Source organism: uncultured Candidatus Kuenenia sp., from assembly GCF_900696675.1.
GTDB classification, from domain to species: Bacteria; Planctomycetota; Brocadiia; order Brocadiales; family Brocadiaceae; genus Kuenenia; species Kuenenia stuttgartiensis_A.
The window spans coordinates 15,916-32,172 of sequence record NZ_CAADGZ010000001.1; the positions used below are offsets into that span (position 1 = coordinate 15,916).

12 protein-coding genes are annotated in these 16,257 nt (G+C 41.7%); 6 read left to right on the plus strand and 6 right to left on the minus strand.

The window, feature by feature from the left end; genetic code table 11:
* Nucleotides 1–139: 139 nt before the first annotated feature.
* The 6 genes from QZT26_RS00050 to QZT26_RS00075 form a co-directional block, all read right to left on the minus strand.
* Complete coding sequence (locus QZT26_RS00050; protein WP_295099893.1) at nucleotides 140–1,483, minus strand: HEPN domain-containing protein; 1,344 nt, start codon at nucleotides 1,481–1,483, stop codon at nucleotides 140–142.
* Nucleotides 1,484–1,659: 176 nt separating this feature from the next.
* A complete protein-coding gene (locus QZT26_RS00055; RefSeq protein ID WP_295099895.1) occupies nucleotides 1,660–2,301 on the minus strand; it encodes a Shedu anti-phage system protein SduA domain-containing protein in 642 nt (213 codons plus the stop codon).
* A gap of 171 nt (nucleotides 2,302–2,472) precedes the next feature.
* Nucleotides 2,473–5,589: a TaqI-like C-terminal specificity domain-containing protein gene (locus QZT26_RS00060; protein WP_295099896.1), complete on the minus strand. Its 3,117-nt coding sequence runs from the start codon at nucleotides 5,587–5,589 to the stop codon at nucleotides 2,473–2,475.
* A 37-nt stretch (nucleotides 5,590–5,626) separates the two neighbouring features.
* The gene (gene sucD, locus QZT26_RS00065) at nucleotides 5,627–6,508 is read right to left on the minus strand and encodes a succinate--CoA ligase subunit alpha (RefSeq protein WP_295099898.1); all 882 of its coding nucleotides are present in this window, start codon (nucleotides 6,506–6,508) and stop codon (nucleotides 5,627–5,629) included.
* Nucleotides 6,489–7,667 (minus strand): ADP-forming succinate--CoA ligase subunit beta, encoded by a 1,179-nt coding sequence (gene sucC, locus QZT26_RS00070; RefSeq protein WP_295099899.1) that lies wholly within the window; start codon nucleotides 7,665–7,667, stop codon nucleotides 6,489–6,491. The genes sucD and sucC overlap by 20 nt, the downstream gene beginning before the upstream one ends.
* Before the next feature lie 416 nt (nucleotides 7,668–8,083).
* Nucleotides 8,084–9,460 (minus strand): 2-isopropylmalate synthase, encoded by a 1,377-nt coding sequence (locus QZT26_RS00075; RefSeq protein ID WP_295099900.1) that lies wholly within the window; start codon nucleotides 9,458–9,460, stop codon nucleotides 8,084–8,086.
* A 291-nt stretch (nucleotides 9,461–9,751) separates the two neighbouring features.
* Here QZT26_RS00075 and QZT26_RS00080 point away from each other — a divergent pair, with 291 nt between their 5' ends.
* The 6 genes from QZT26_RS00080 to dnaN all read left to right on the plus strand — a co-directional run bounded on the left by QZT26_RS00080 (nucleotide 9,752) and on the right by dnaN (nucleotide 16,239).
* Nucleotides 9,752–10,666 carry a 2-oxoacid:acceptor oxidoreductase family protein gene (locus QZT26_RS00080; RefSeq protein ID WP_295099902.1) on the plus strand — a complete coding sequence of 305 codons (915 nt, stop codon included), beginning with the start codon at nucleotides 9,752–9,754 and terminating at the stop codon, nucleotides 10,664–10,666.
* Nucleotides 10,660–11,544 (plus strand): MTAP family purine nucleoside phosphorylase, encoded by an 885-nt coding sequence (locus QZT26_RS00085; RefSeq protein ID WP_295099903.1) that lies wholly within the window; start codon nucleotides 10,660–10,662, stop codon nucleotides 11,542–11,544. The genes QZT26_RS00080 and QZT26_RS00085 overlap by 7 nt, the downstream gene beginning before the upstream one ends.
* A 226-nt stretch (nucleotides 11,545–11,770) precedes the next feature.
* Nucleotides 11,771–13,006: an amidohydrolase family protein gene (locus tag QZT26_RS00090; RefSeq protein ID WP_295099905.1), complete on the plus strand. Its 1,236-nt coding sequence runs from the start codon at nucleotides 11,771–11,773 to the stop codon at nucleotides 13,004–13,006.
* 87 nt (nucleotides 13,007–13,093) lie between these two features.
* Nucleotides 13,094–13,354, plus strand: a complete 261-nt coding sequence (locus QZT26_RS00095; RefSeq protein ID WP_295099907.1) for a DUF2835 domain-containing protein — start codon at nucleotides 13,094–13,096, stop codon at nucleotides 13,352–13,354.
* A gap of 36 nt (nucleotides 13,355–13,390) precedes the next feature.
* Nucleotides 13,391–14,809 carry a chromosomal replication initiator protein DnaA gene (gene dnaA, locus QZT26_RS00100; RefSeq protein ID WP_295099909.1) on the plus strand — a complete coding sequence of 473 codons (1,419 nt, stop codon included), beginning with the start codon at nucleotides 13,391–13,393 and terminating at the stop codon, nucleotides 14,807–14,809.
* A 329-nt stretch (nucleotides 14,810–15,138) separates the two neighbouring features.
* Entirely contained in the window at nucleotides 15,139–16,239 is a 1,101-nt protein-coding gene (dnaN, locus tag QZT26_RS00105; protein WP_295099911.1) for a DNA polymerase III subunit beta, read from the plus strand.
* Nucleotides 16,240–16,257: the final 18 nt, after the last annotated feature.

Here is a 16,257-nt window from a genome sequence, read left to right on the forward strand (position 1 = left end):
TGCTCAAACCTGAGCATTCAATGTTACATGAGGATAAGTGCAACACCTTTTTCGTGGTTATTGCTTGTTTGCATTTCCGTAAGCACGGGCAAAACGGAGTTTGTCCGTACCGCCCTGCCTTCCAGTTAATGCCACATGCCTAAGCGAATTCCATTTTATGGATAACGAATTTCTTTGATATAACTTCAATTTCTTCCTCACTAAATTCCAATTCCTTTAACATACAAAGAAGTAATAGCGTTTTATGTATCTCGATTAAAAATAATAACTTTCGACCCGATGCAATCGAACGTTCAAGTGACTTATCATAATGGGTTAGGTAATTTCGAGTATTTACTGATAAATTGACAAATTCTTTTCTTTTAATCAGTGTCTGAATTATAATTTTGTTATCTTCATACAGTTGCTTCAGTCTGCTTCTTAGATTTGGTTCATTGCTGTACGCTAATTTTTTTTCAAGCCATTCTTTATATTCCGAAGGTGTTGCAGTCAGAATTTCATTAATTCTTATTTTGTGTTTTTCTTCAGACAATTCATGATTGCATCTTGTTCTCCTATGATATGCTTCCACCGCCTGGACTAAGCCTAAAAATTTAGCCTCAAGGAAACCACTTGGCCTATACATGTTACCAAAAAATATATTAAACATTGGTGAAAGTTCCTCTGACTTTTCTAGCCATTTGGCAACTTTAGAAACGATGGTTTCCTTTATGTCATTGTATGAAAACAACATGTTTGATGGTAGAATATCGAAATCTTTTCTTTCACCCGTTGGTAAATACAAAACTTCTATATCGGAAAGATACTTTTTATCGCCCATCTTTAAATATACGTCATTGCTGTATGCAAGAACTTCTGTAGGAACGACGGGCTTTAATGTAGCAAAAGAAATTAGATTTTGAATTTTATAAACAAGACCAAAAAAGAATGATAATTCTTTATCTGTTACTGTCTCGATAGTAATGTAAGTCTTTTGAGATATATTCGCCTCTTTCTGGACAAAGTTTAGGGAGGGTAGTTTTGCATCAATTTCAATTTTCATACAGACTTCTTCTGAGCGGTAAATTTCAACTGACCCAGGCAGTTTATATTCAACCTCAAATTTATTCCCTTCAAAGTCGTGTTTGATATTAAATCCCGAAATATTTACCCATTCATCAAGAAGAGTTGTTCTGAATTTGAACTTAATGAACTTGGGGTCATCTTGGAGTAAACATCCTATAAACGCTCTATCGACATAAATTCTTGACTCCCCTTGTATGCCAGCAAAAGGCCGTGTCCATTTAGTATTGAAAGCATGTTGTAGAGTTATCTTTTTTCCATTGTTCGTAACACCATAGATTGTTGGGTGGGTTTTCCCATCAAGGACTCCGTCTAGCTCTAATATTCCACCCTCATCTGTGTTAAAGTAGAACCTACCATTAATTTTTTTATCTGTGTTTTCTGGTTTCCACCATAGTCCTTTGTACTCTACTGATTCCATACTTATGCTCCATCTATTTCAATTAACAAATTATTATGCAGACCGGCCGGCACAAGGGGTCACCTTGATTTGTGATTTCACTGTTTTCCTCTATAGGTGACCCCACATTTTGACCCTTATTCACTATCCTTTTCCAACTCAAACCATTGATTTTATTACCTTTATCATGTTTCCTTTCATACATTAAATGGTCCTATTAATCGGTCATACGTTACTATTTCTAATCGTGGATTGTGATTCTGTATCTCAATTCTTCGCCTATTAGTGTCCTTATTTAACATAGATCGCCTTCCAATTATTATAATAAACTTGGGGTCTACAAAAAACTCTGTGTCTTTATGTATACCTACTGATTTTTGCAATTCACCCAAACGAGATTGTGCATAAGATTTGTTATCTTTAATCCAGGACTGCCAATCCGTAATTTGTCGAAGTGCATGCGACAAATGAGAACTCATATCGCCGCTCTTATTAAATAAATTGACATCAGTCCTTTCAAGTTCAATAAAAAACCACGATGCACCACAAGAATCTGTATGCACAAAGGCAAAATCCGTTTCAAAGCATTCTCCCAATTGTATTTTGCTAAATAAAGCACATCTCCTTGAAGCAAAAGGAAAGAAGCCTTTTATTCCCGCATTCAGAAGTAAAATAGGATGTTTTTCTAAATATTTCTGGATTATATATTCTTTATTAGGTTTGTTTAGGATAGTCTCAAATCTTTTTCTTGCAGTTTCATATTGATTGAAAATTTCGGAATTATCTTTGTTTTGTATATAAGGTTTGATATCTTCTAACAGGTTTTCTTTATGTAACAAAGGATTTTTCCCTCCCTGCGGGTTCAGATTTGCAATCTGAACCCAATAGTTTATTTGGTAAATATAGCAATATGTATTTCATGGCTGTATTGCCCGTATAAAACGTTTGGTTCAGGTTACAAACCTGAACCCGCTTACGGTTGTAAACTTGAACCCACTTACGGGTTAGTTTTATGCTAAACTTCCCTCAACGATTTTGATTTCATCTTCTGTCAAACCATACAATTCATACACCAACTGGTCAATCTGGCGGTCGGTGGCGTCTATCTGGCGCTGGATGACGGTTTTGTCATGGTTTGTTTTTGACGATGTTGATTGTTTATGGAGTTCGAGCATCTGGCAGACAAGAGTAACCATGTGGTCGTGGTACGATTTGTCCGATGGGTTGGAGGAGTCGAATGTGCGAATAGGAATTTGTGAAACATACATTGGTTTATATTCAAAATAACCTCCCTGTTTGGTAGAGGAAATCGAGTGCATGAAAAAATCGGCCACCCTTGAATTCAATATTCCAAGCAGGTATAAATCGTCCGCGGCAATAATTGATGTTTTGTCATTTGAATAAAAACCGGAATCATCGAGTGTATATGAGGCATTTTGCACAATACATGGAACAATTATTTTTGGTTTCTCAAACTCAAGGTAGTAGTCAACCGCATCTTGAATTTCATACCATTTGTAAGCCCCTGGCTTTCTTCCTTTCCAATTACTGCCTTTCCAATCTTTCGGCTTTGGCATAAGTTGTTCTTTGTACTGGCTTAAATATTTTTCTATAACAGGATATTTTCGAATATCTATTCCACGTCTTGTAAAAATCAAGTATTGCTTGCCCGCTGGCGGCTGATAGCGTTTGATATCCCGCCCTATCAGGAATGGTTTTATAATCTCTTTGCTTTTAGGGTCTTCGGAGATGAGACTGTTTCTTGTTTCTTCATCTATCACAAATGCCTCATTGAGTCCTGTCTTAATACCATAGTAGATATTACCCTTTACATATTCTTTTAAAGGAATTCCGGTCTTTTTCAGCTTGTTAAGCAGCGCAGCGCTTCGTTCATCTGCAAGCGACCAGCCTGTGTCATAAAGGATTGATAATTTTACAGCATGGCAGTTTTCTTTTACATAGCCTTCCAGACCTTCAAATTCAAGTGTCTTTACCCCGGTCGCTTTAAAGGCAGATGGAGGTATATCTTTTCCGATGACGAGGATACAGGGATATGTTGTCGCCTGCTGGAATACAGGCAAATCGCCAAAATCGACAATTTGTTCAATACATTGCCGCTTTAACCACTTCCTGAGCGGCTCACCATAATTAGCCCGCATCCACTTGTTTGCAACTATGTAACCGAAAAGCCCTTTATCCCTGAGCAATGAAACACCTTTCTCAATAAAGTACGCATAGAGGTCAGCCATTCCATGATATACCGTGTATTTTTTCTGTAAATATTCTTTTAAACCGCCTAACCCTTCTTGCCGAACATACGGCGGATTTCCAATTACCGCATCAAACCCGCCGTTTTTCATAATCTCCGGAAATTCTGTTTCCCAGTCGAATACATTGATACGATATCGTTCTTCGTCGTCAACCGTAGAGACAGGTTTGAAACCTGCCTCTACATCGATGTGATAAAAATCCGTTCCAATGAGTGAATTGCCGCATTTTATATTACTCCCCAAATCGGGCAGCGCCCGCTCATGAAACAATTTGAGCTGCCTTACGATGGCCTGTTCAGATTCTCCTTCCAGTACTTTTAGCAGGAGCGATAGCTTCGTTACCTCCACTGCCTGAGAGTCGATATCTACGCCGTAAATATTATTGAGCAAAATACGTTTGCGTTCTGAGGTAGTTAATCTCCAATCGCCGCTTGCACCCTGATACAATACCCTGTTTTTACCGGTTGCCCACTTTTCAGGGTCATTTGCCACGTACCAGTCGCGATGCCAGTCGAGCAGGTATTGATAAGCGCCTAAAAGAAAAGAACCTGATCCGCAGGCAGGGTCGAGGATGCGGATTTTAGTAATATCCTTCGGGGTAACGCCCCTCTTTTTAGGTTTTGGATTTTGGGAACGAACAACCCCCTTGCCCCCTTTGCTAAGGGGGATTTCATTGCCTTCTCCGTTTTGCAGTCCGCCTGCAAGGATCTTCCCTACGGTATTTTTAACGATATAATCAACAATATAAGTGGGTGTATAATATACCCCTCCTGCTTTTTTGACTTCAGGTTTATATTCTACAACCGCCCTGTGCCCCGATGTTAAACGAATGACCTTCCCCAGAAACCGTTCGTATGCCTGACCAAGGATATCAGCAGAAAACACGGAAAATTCATAGGGGCTGTCCGGATAGTAAATGTTTCTGATTATGTCCTTCAAAACTTTGTCATCAATGTTTAAATGAGGGGTGAGCGTATCGGGCAGTTCTGAGCGGTCTTTTTCTTTTTCAAAATGAAAGAGTCCTGAGTTGTAGCGTTCATCAGCGCGCCGGAAGTATTCACAAAGGCGTGAATACGTCCGGTCTCCGTTGAGGAGGCTCATCAGTCTGCCGTACTGTTCAATACCACGGTCTTCGCATATGCGGAGAAAGATGATACGGTCAATCGTGCGCTGGACTGAAAAGTTCAGTTCGCGCTGGGAGAGGTTCGGATTCCGTAACGCAATGTTGCGGGCAAGTAGTTCACGCCAGGATTCTATTTCTTCCAGAAAAGCCGTATCTACCTCCGTAGTGCCTCTTTTGCCCTTGCTTGATTCTGCGTATTTATCGAAGGAACCCTTCAGTACGGCGTCTCTTGAGAATATGGATGAAATCTCTTCCCAACGGTCGGGATATTCCGTGTACTTCAGATACATAATCCGCGATTTCGATGCGCTGTCCTCCTTGTTTGGTTTCATCCGGCAGTCATATACGACGAATTCCTCAAAATCGGTAAGTATGCTGAGCGGGAGTTTTGCCGACCACGCATAACGCCGGAGCTGGAAGGCGGGGCTTGTATCATCCTTTAAATTAACGGAGGGCTTTTTTGTTTCAATAAAGAACTTGCGTGTACCGCCTATACGGAAGCAGTAGTCCGGGGCTTTTGTGAAACCACCGATTTTGATGGCGTCTTCATGTATCACATCCTTATAAGCCTCAGCATATCCATTTTTGTTATCTACATCCCATCCGAGAAGGGCAAAGAATGGGTCAACAAATTCACGCCGGAGCTGTGTTTCGTTGTATTGGGTGGAACAGTATGATTCACGGTTATGATGGAACCGTTCTGTCAGATCAAGGAGTTTTTGAGGTACGGTCATTTTTCAGTGCTGTTATTGCCAGGGATATTTCAAAAAACTACTTCCCGGCGTCTTTTAAAATGTTCGATACGGTTATGCCAATATCCGCAGGGTTATCCACCATAAAGGCGCCCGCATCCTGCAATGCTGCGACCTTTGTAACGGCCTTGCCTTTATCACCGGCAATGATTGCTCCGGCATGTCCCATACGTTTGCCATGCGGCGCGGATCTGCCGGCAATAAAGCCGATAACCGGCTTTGTAATTTCCTGTTTTATATACTCAGCGGCCTCTTCTTCCATACTTCCGCCTATTTCGCCAATAAGCACAATCGCCGATGTTTCTTCATCATGCTGAAACATCTTAAGGATATCGACAAAATGCGTTCCTATGATAGGATCGCCTCCTATCCCGATACATGTTGATTGCCCAATACCTTGTTGCGTAAGTTGCCAGACAACCTCATACGTGAGGGTACCGCTGCGCGAAACAACCCCAACGCTGCCTTTTTTATGAATGTATCCCGGCATAATGCCGATTTTACAAGCGCCCGGCGTAATAATGCCGGGGCAATTAGGGCCTATAAGCCTTGACTTTCCGGTGGCAAGGTATTTTACCACCCTTAACATATCCAGTGTGGGTATTCCCTCCGTAATACATACCACCAATGCTATTTCCGCATCCACTGCTTCCATAATAGCATCTGTGGCAAAAGGGGCCGGGACGTATATTACAGAGGCATTTGCCCCCGTTTTATTAACAGCCTCAAGCATGCTCCCGAACACGGGAATTCCATTATGTATGATACCGCCTTTACCGGGAGTTACCCCTGCAACCAGTTTAGTCCCATACTCCAGCATCTGCATTGCATGAAAACTTCCCGTTTGTCCAGTTATACCCTGGCATACAACCTTTGTTTCCTTATTGATTAATATACTCACCTTTTGACGCCTTTACCGCAAAATTTGCAGCATCCTTCATATTTCCGGCAGAAATAATCTTTAACCCGGAATCGCCAAGGATTTCTCTAGCCAAATCCACATTAGTTCCTTCCAATCTTATGATAAATGGAATATGAATACCAGCTTCTTTGACTACCCTTACGACGCCTTCGGCGATCACATCGCATTTCATTATGCCGCCGAAAATATTTATGAAGACGGCTTTTACTTTTCTGTCGGACAAAATTATTTTAAACGCCCGCGTCACCTGTTCCAGAGACGCATCACCGCCGACATCGAGAAAATTTGCCGGTTCCCCCCCGCAAAGTTTAATACTATCCATGGTGGCCATTGCAAGGCCTGCACCATTTACAAGACATCCGATATCTCCATCAAGGTGTATATAACTCAGCCCATGCTTCTTTGCCAATGCTTCATCAGGCGGAATATCCTGTTCCGCCAAAATGTACTCTAACTCCGGATGGCGAAAAATGGCGTTATCGTCTAACTCCATTTTGGCGTCAAGCACAACCAGTTCATTATTCTCTGTGAGCACCAAAGGGTTGATTTCCAGCAACGAACAATCTTTATTTATAAAGACAGAGAATAGTTTTTTTATCAGTTCGTTTACCTTCTCTGACAGTTTCGCTGGAATCATTAATTTTTCCGTAATACGGCGCAACTGAAATGGCAGCAACCCGAAAAGCAGGTCAACAGGTTCTTTGAAAATTTTTTCGGGCGTCTTTTTTGCGACCTCTTCTATAGCAACACCGCCTTCAGCGCTCACTATTAACAAAAGGGATTGTAAGGAACGATCAATCGTTATGGCAAGATAGAACTCCTTTTGAATCGAAACAGCTTCTTCCAGAAGAACATGTTTAATTTCAAAGGATTCCTGGTTGGTTTGATATGTTGCAAGCTTTGAGCCGAGCATGTTTGAGATACATGCTGCGGCTTCTTCGGATGAATTGACGAATCGGACACCGCCGCTCTTTCCCCGTCCGCCGGCAAGTATTTGCGCCTTTACCACACACTTACCGCCACCGGTTTCTTTATATGCCGTCCGGGCATCGCCAGCGGATGACACCACCCGCCCACGGGGGACACAAATGCTATACGTCTTTAATATGTCCTTTGCCTGAAATTCATATACTCTCAAAGTATTCCTTCAAAAATCGTAACACTTTAGCTTTTTGAAAAATAAAAATGTAAGGGGCTTTAGTACCTTATCAGTGATTTCTTAGCATTTTTTGGCAAAATATTTAATGATGAAATCCGAAATACAAAACAAATTCTAATGACAAAGCATAAAATTCAAAACGAATCCAAAACATCCATGTCAGCGTACGATCATGCACAGGCAGGCAACAATACGAAGCACGAAATACGAAAGATGCGCTTGTTTAAAATTTCAAATCATTTTGTCATTAGAATTTGTTTCGTATTTCGAATTTCGTGCTTGTTTGGTTTTTGCTATGCCAGCTTAGGCATGTAGGGTAAAACACTGCCTACAGGAAATTGGGATCTTATTGTACACCGTGAAATTTATCCTGGCAGACATTACCATGCCTTATGCTACCTGCCAACGACAACGTCTTTGAGGTGAATATTCACCTGTTCAACCATTTCTTTCTCGGAAATAGAAGTAATCCTGCCCGTTGCATATTGTTCATCAATCCATTCTTTGATCTTTGCCACGCCCGGATGATCCTTAGCGATTTTCTCATCTCCCTGCAATTTAAAATAAATATCAACCCACTGAACGATCCCTGCAATTCCCGACTTATCCGTGATAGAAACACCTATAGGTCTTTTCAACAACTTGGTGGTATCGAAAATATTATAGATTTCCTCATTTTTTAATAAACCGTCCGAATGTATGCCCGCTCTGGTCACATTGAATCCTGAACCTACCAAAGGCTGATTTGGCGGAATCTGATATCCAATCTCATTCCGATAGTAGTCCGCAATGTCAGTAATTACCGTAGTATCAATTTCGTCATCGTTGCCCCGTAACGCAAGATATTCAATAACCAGGGCTTCTACCGGCGTGTTTCCCGTACGCTCCCCCAAACCCAGCAAAGCCCCATTAATAACACTACACCCATACAGCCAGGCGGCAGTTGCGTTGCTCATCGCTAAATACAAATCATTATGGCCGTGCCATTCCAGGCATTCGGAAGGGACATCTGCAAAGTGCGTCAACCCGTATATAATCCCAGGAACACTGCGCGGCGGCGCGGCGCCGGGATAGCTTACCCCCACTCCCATGGTATCACAAGCGCGAATTTTTATGGGGATACCGCTTTCTCTCGACATCTTCATAAGTTCCTTTGCGAATGGTATTACAAATCCATAAAGGTCTGCCCTTGTTATATCTTCAAAATGACATCTTGGAATCATGCCCTCTTCCAGGGCAGCGCGTACGATATCCAGATACATCTCCAACGCCTGTTTTCGCGTCTTATTTAATTTTAAGTAAATATGGTAATCAGAAGCGGAACACAAAATACCCGTTTCCTTAAGCCCCATTTCTTTTGCCAGTTTAAAATCACTTTTTACCGCACGAATCCAGCCTGTTATCTCCGGATATTTATACCCTCTCTCCATACATTTTCGTACGGCTTCCTTGTCCTTTTCATTATACAGAAAAAATTCACACTGCCGGATAAGCCCTCTTTTGCCGCCAAGCTTGTGCATCATATCGAACAAATCCACTATTTGTTTCACCGTATAAGGAGGCCTTGACTGCTGGCCATCCCGGAATGTAGTATCGGTAATCCAGATATCTTCAGGCATATTCATTGGATTAAGCCGGTAATTGAATGGTATCTTGGGCACTTTATCGTACGGGAATATATCGCGAAAAAGATTCGGTTCTTCCGAATCTTTCAATTCAAAATGATGTTCTTCGGGTTCTAAAGTATTATGTTGTTTGTTTAATCGCAGCATCTTTTATTTCCTTTGTATTTAAGTTTCCCAATACACCTCGTTAAGTAACGAGTCAAAAGTCGTTAAATTCTATATGTATCATTTTTGCAAGTCAAGCTAAATGATTGCTCAATAAACAATATTGGCAAAATAACATTGGTATTTTTTACGGAACAACCTGGTATTATAAAAAACAGCACCGTCATTTCTCTTAAAAATACCCAAAAAAACGTTTTCTTGCCTGGAAACTATTTTTTTAGGTATAATCCTGAACGACGTTAAAAAATTATTTGAACCGGATAATTCTTAATAATGAAAACAGAAAATACTTTTACTTACAGGATACGATTTCACGGAAGAGGCGGCCAGGGCGCGAAAGTTGCCAGCAGAATACTGGGGACCACTGCCTTTTTAGGAGGATTTTATGCACAGGACTTTCCACTTTACGGGGCGGAACGCAGGGGCGCCCCGATACTCGCCTGTACACGTATTTCTTCAGAACCAATACAGGAACGGGGAGTAGTAAGCGACCCGGATAGTATCATAATAATGGATGAGACCCTTTTGGACGATACCTCGGCAAATCCTTTATCAGGATTAAAAAATGGCGGCATTGTTTTTATCAATACCACCCACACCCCTGAAGAAGTAAAAACAAAATACCATCTTACCGCACAAACAATAACACTTGACATTACAAAAATCAGCCTTGAAATGCTGGGGAAACCCATTCTAAGCACACTGGCGGGGGGGGTTGCGGCAAAGATTACCATGATGAAAGATGATTCGTTAAGACAAGCTGTCGAAAAGGAAGTGTCAGAAATAATACAGGATAAGGGCCTCATCGAAAAAAATATCAAGGCCTCTCTTTATTGTTTCCATGCCATTTCGCCGGTAAAAATCGATGCGAAGGAAATTGCCCATAAGGATAATCCCGTCTTCTCTGTTCCTTTTGAACCTGCAACTATTTCAAGCCCTGCGGTATATTCCGTAGCAAACACTCCCAGGCGAAAAACCGGCAACTGGAGAATATTTAAACCTCAATGGAATTACGATGCCTGCACAAAATGTATGATATGTGTCAACAGATGCCCGGACGGCTGTATTTCCGTTAATGAAGAGGGTTTTCCCTTTGTCGATTATGACAACTGCAAAGGGTGTATGATCTGTGCGGAAGAATGCCCCGCAGCAGCGATAGAAAAAAAACGGGAGGTTCACGCTTGGTAAACAGCACCAAAGCCTCCCTTGCGGTAATTGGCGGCAGCCAGGCCTATGATTTGCTTCTTAACGGTTGTATTAAAGGCAAAAGACTGGGGGAGATCAATACCCCTTACGGGCAATCACAGCCGGTATATCTCGTCAGGGACGCTAATGCAGAAATGCTTTTTTTATCGCGTCATGGCGAAAAAGGATACAGCGTTACCGCACCCTTTGTTAACTACAGGGCAAATATATACGCACTAAAAGAACTGGGCGCCAAACAAATAGTGTCGTGGTCAGGACCAGGCGCTATGAATGAAAACTACAAAATCGGCGAATACGTATTAATAGACGATATTATCGACGAAACGCATGGCAGGGAATCAACCTTCTATAAACATCTGGGAATCGGATTTATACGTCAGTTTCCTGTTTTTTGCACCACATTAAGAGAAAGTATCCTGCACACACTAAAATCTCTCGGCATCGGTGTTACCGGCAAAGGCGTCTATGTGTGCACTCAGGGGCCGCGGCTGGAAACACCCGCTGAAATAAGAAAATATAAATTTTACGGCGGAGACCTTGTCGGCATGACGCTTGCCCCCGAAGTCTTTCTTGCCAAAGAATTAGAAATGTGTTACGCATCTATCTGTTACGTCACAAACTACGCGGAGGGAATCGCAAGCAGACCTTTTAAGGCGGGAGAATTGTTTGAGGGGCTCGCAAGTGACAACGACCGCGAAGCGGTGAAAAATGCTGTCGCACTTTTTCCTCAAATTATAAAGAAAATAGCAGAAAATAGTCGTCAGCAAAAAATGATCTGCCAGTGCCAATCGTTAATGGAACGCTACAAACGCAGAGGAGATATAGGCCCTGATTGGCATAGTTGGGTGGCGACGCCTTAGTATCTTATCAGTAATTTCTTTGCATTTATTGGCAAAATATTTAATGGTCACTTTTGCAATCTACAATCGGCAGTCGGCAAATTGCAGATTGCAGATTGTTGACTGTGGATTGTGGACTGCCGACTGCTACGGCATTACAGAAAATTCCAAGTCCCTTAACATGAACTTAGGCTCATACCTTCTGAAATCATTTCGTTTATTTTTTGCAATACAAAGCATATTACCCATGATAGTCATAAAAGCAAAGTATCTTGTACAAGACAATAACCACTACATTGAAAATGGCGCCGTAGCTATCGAAGGCGCCAAAATACGCAAGGTGGGCACATTTGATGAAATCAGGAATCTGGCGGATAATGCGGCAATTATTGATTTGAAAAATACTGCGTTGTTGCCAGGGCTTATAAACGTACATACTCATCTTGACCTGACGGATAGTAAAAACCGTATTGCCCCCACCAACAATTTCACACACTGGGTGTTTCAACTAATCGCGCTAAAATCAAGGTGGAAAGCAGACGACACCATTGCTTCAATAAAAAAAGGAATCGCATTGTGTATCGCCTGCGGCACAACTACGGTGGCAGATATTGCAAGTGCTGAACACTCGTTTTCCGTATTGGAAAAAAGCCCGATTCGCAAGGTTGTTTACAAAGAGATCATTGGCCTGAATCCTGCATATGCGCAAAAAATAATTGCAAAAACTTCCCTGGAATTGGCGAAAATAAACGCCACAGACCTTTACCATGCAGGCATTTCCCCCCATGCCCCTTATTCTGTTTCGAAAGAACTGTATATGGCGGCTTCCCAACTTGCCAAAGAAAGAAACATCCTGATTTGTACCCACATAGCAGAAACAGAGGATGAAATTGAATTTCTCGCAAAAGGAACCGGGCATTTGTCTATTTTGCTGCAAAAATTAAAGGCAATGCCTGAAGGATGGCCACCTCCGGAACGTAAGCCCATACAATATTTATATGAAGCGGGGGTGTTAAACGAAAAAACACTGCTCATTCATTGCAATTATCTTACAGAAGAGGAGATTCAATTATTACATGCATCCGGCGCCAGCGTAGCTTTTTGCCCAAAAAGCCACCACTTCTTCGGACACAAAAATCATCCGCTGCCAAAACTACTGGAAAAAGGGGTCAACGTAGGATTAGGCACGGACAGTTTGGCAAGTAATGATACATTAGACATACTGGAAGAGATGAAATTTTTACATACCCATTATTCATTACCGCCGAAGGTATTATTTTCAATCGCCACAAAAAATGGCGCAAAAGCGCTAGGGATGGAAACAACTGTCGGCCAGTTAAAAGAAGGATTTGAAGCGGACATGTGCGGCATCAGATTGCCCGACAACCCGACCGGCAGCGTCTATGATCAAATACTTGATTCATCGGCTAAAAATATTTTTACCATGATCGCAGGCGCTGTTTGTTATCATGCAAGTGAATGAAGAATGAGAATGATGAAAGTATTTGGCGTAATGTTATAGAATATTTAACCTATTTGCCGCTTAGCATTTCATTTATCGCGATTTAAAATGACCCCGACACGGCGTTTTCAATTTTCACTCAATATTTCTCCGGATGAATATCTGGCTTACTATAAAGGCACTGCTAAATACATACAGACAACCACCATGTCCGGCGAAACAATAAAATTCCCCGCATCGTCGTTAAAAAAATACCTCACTCACAATGGCATACACGGACATTTTGAAATAGAAATAAGCAAAATCAATAAATTATTGAATATTAACAAGATAAACGTAAAATCAGATAAAAATGGCACATGGCTTTGATCTTTTATCATAAGGAAAATAGACAGACGGCTTCCCATGTATAATGATAACGACACACAACAATTCAATTCCTCGTCATATGGATTTAAAACAACACAGGTGCTCACCTGCACAGAAAGTGATTACCTGATAGAAAGCATTCGCGCAGAGATACGAAAAACCGTTTCTCCGGAACAATTTGACCAATGGTTTTCCCGCATGGAAATCTCCTCTATTACCGATAACAGCATTACGTTTGCTGTGCCAGGCGATTTCATAAAAAACCGGATATGCGGAGATTACCTGGAATTCATTGCAAATATAGTGTATAAACTGCTGCACCCCTCATTTGAAATCGACATTATTTCGGCGGAAAAACCTGTTACCCCTACGCAAATGCATTCACACCCCAAAGATAATGACATCTCTCACGCAAATGCATTGTCTATGAACATTGTTTCTATCCCATCAATAAACAAAAGATATGCCTTCTCAAACTTTGTTGTAGGCGCATGCAACCGTATGGCACACGCAGCGGCAGTTTCCGTTGCCGGCTCTCCGGGATATGCATATAATCCTCTTTTTATCCATGGCGCCAGTGGATTGGGGAAAACGCATCTTCTGCACGCCATTAATAATTTCATCCTTCAAAAAGGCCATTTGAAAACGTTATATTTATCCTGTGAACATTTTGTAAACCACTACATTTCCGCAATACAATCCAACAACATGGAAGCATTTCGGAAGTTTTACCGGAATGTGGACGTGCTTTTGATGGATGATATACAATTTTTTGAAAATTCCTGCGGAAGCAGGGAAGAGTTTTTTCATACATTCAATGCCCTTTATAATGCCGGAAAACAAATTGTCATCACAAGCGATTATCCCCCGGAATCTATTGCATACATGGAAGACCGTTTGGTATCCCGCTTTAAATGGGGGCTTGTATGCGGCATTAATGCGCCTTCACTCGAAACACGAGCCGCAATTGTTGAAAAAAGGGCTACCGCCTGGAATGTTAAGGTTTCCCATGAATCCGCAGTATACCTCGCGGAAAATATACCGGGCAATATCCGGGAACTGGAAGGCGCCATTGCGCGGCTGAGCAATGAAGCAAAGGCAACAAATAATGCCGTTTCTTTCGATTTCGTAAGAAAGGTCTCCCGGGAAATATCGGGCAGTAAAAAAACCGTTAGTATTGAAGCGGTTCTCGGCGCCATCTCAAAAAAATTTAATGTGAGCGTTTCTGAGCTTTTATCGAAGCGCCGCACGCGTACAGTGGCGCTGCCAAGGCAAATAGCTATGCATCTTTCGAGGAAATTAACCAATATGTCCCTGACTGAGATAGGGGGATACCTTGGCGGGAGAGACCATTCAACCGTAATACATGGTGATGAAACTATCATCAAAAAGGCGGGGAATGATAAAAATCTTTCGTTTATTATACAAAAGCTGGAATGTGAATTGTTAAAATAAGCAACACTTTGGTCTTTTGAAAACTGAAAATTGTCATTTGTAGTGCGACGAGGTTCGTCGCACTACATACTACTATCCATCAACTTTTTGTTTTTTATGCACGTTTTTCAAAATGCCGTACATAAAGTTTGGATCATTTAGTTTTTTGCCATTTGAAATCATTTCATATTTCGATATTCGTATTTCAAATTTGGTTGCGGCCAAAGGCTGTGCCAGGTAGTCTGTTGTTTAAGTCTTTTTTTACCGGTTAGAGGCTTTGCCTTACCGGCATGTGTATAGCAGCAAACACGTGTTTACCCTTTTTCACATAAAAATCAGGAAACATAACAATGAAAATACTATTTTCAGGAGACGCATTACATAAGGGTTTTGGCTTAACGGCAAGTGTTGTACCCTCTTCCGCCATGAAACAAATTCTGCAGGGGGTAAAGCTGGAGGTGGCGGACAACTGTGCCGAGTTAACTGCAACAGATCTGGAAGTGCTTGTTAAATACAGGATACCGGCAAAGGCATGTGAAGGCGAGGGCGGTATCGTACTGCCTGCATCAAGGGCTAATAATATTTTTCGGGAATGGGCGGGCAACGAAGAAATTTCCGTATCGGTAGAAGCAGGCCATTGTACATTGCAATCAAAGGGGGGAAGTTTTAAGATTTTGGGTGACGACTGCCTTCAGTTCCCCAATATAACAAAAACAGACGTAACCTCATTTGTCGAAATAGACGGTGAAATACTTGGAAAGATGGTGGAAAAGGTTGCATATGCGGTATCTTCCATAAAAGCGCTCAGTATTTACAGCGGGATATCGGTTAAAATTTTTGGCGACACTATTATCATGGTAGGCTCCGATATGAACAGGCTGGCAGTGGTAAAACGAAAGGTCCGTAATCCGGAAAACGTTTCCATGTCGGGAATAGTGGGCGTAAAATGCCTCGCTTTTTTGCAGCGTTTTGTATCTGAATGCAAAGGTACATTGATGGTCGGGATGGGCGAATCACAAATACATTTCATCGGAGAAAAAGGAGAAGTAATATCGCAACTCATAGAGGGAAAATATCCAAACTATGATGAGGTGATACCCAAAAATAACGATAAAAAGATTGAAGTAAACCGGGATGAACTATTATCCATAGTAAGAATGGCGTCATTTGTCACCAATGACGAATACCGCGTGGTCGAATTTTCATTAACAAAAAACAAACTGTCAATCTTTTCGAGCGCCGCAAATGTCGGGGAGGCTGCATTGGAAATTGCTGCGCAATATGACGGACCTGATTATACGAATACCTTCAATCCCGATTACATTTTAGATTTTTTAAGGGCTTCAGATTGCGAAACGATCACCATTGAACTTGGCGAAATCGACGATGCAGCATTGTTTAAAACCGGGCATGAAGAAATAAACGTCATGATGCCCGTTGAATGGAAGTAATAGGTCACATCACAAGCC

Bases quoted from the DNA above. Each gene is read 5' to 3' on its own strand.
- QZT26_RS00075 (WP_295099900.1), bottom strand. From the start codon at position 9,460: ATGCTGCGATTAAACAAACAACATAATACTTTAGAACCCGAAGAACAT.
- QZT26_RS00080 (WP_295099902.1), top strand. From the start codon at position 9,752: ATGAAAACAGAAAATACTTTTACTTACAGGATACGATTTCACGGAAGA.
- QZT26_RS00090 (WP_295099905.1), top strand. From the start codon at position 11,771: ATGATAGTCATAAAAGCAAAGTATCTTGTACAAGACAATAACCACTAC.
- QZT26_RS00050 (WP_295099893.1), bottom strand. From the start codon at position 1,483: ATGGAATCAGTAGAGTACAAAGGACTATGGTGGAAACCAGAAAACACA.
- dnaN (WP_295099911.1), top strand. From the start codon at position 15,139: ATGAAAATACTATTTTCAGGAGACGCATTACATAAGGGTTTTGGCTTA.
- QZT26_RS00095 (WP_295099907.1), top strand. From the start codon at position 13,094: ATGACCCCGACACGGCGTTTTCAATTTTCACTCAATATTTCTCCGGAT.
- QZT26_RS00060 (WP_295099896.1), bottom strand. From the start codon at position 5,589: ATGACCGTACCTCAAAAACTCCTTGATCTGACAGAACGGTTCCATCAT.
- dnaA (WP_295099909.1), top strand. From the start codon at position 13,391: ATGTATAATGATAACGACACACAACAATTCAATTCCTCGTCATATGGA.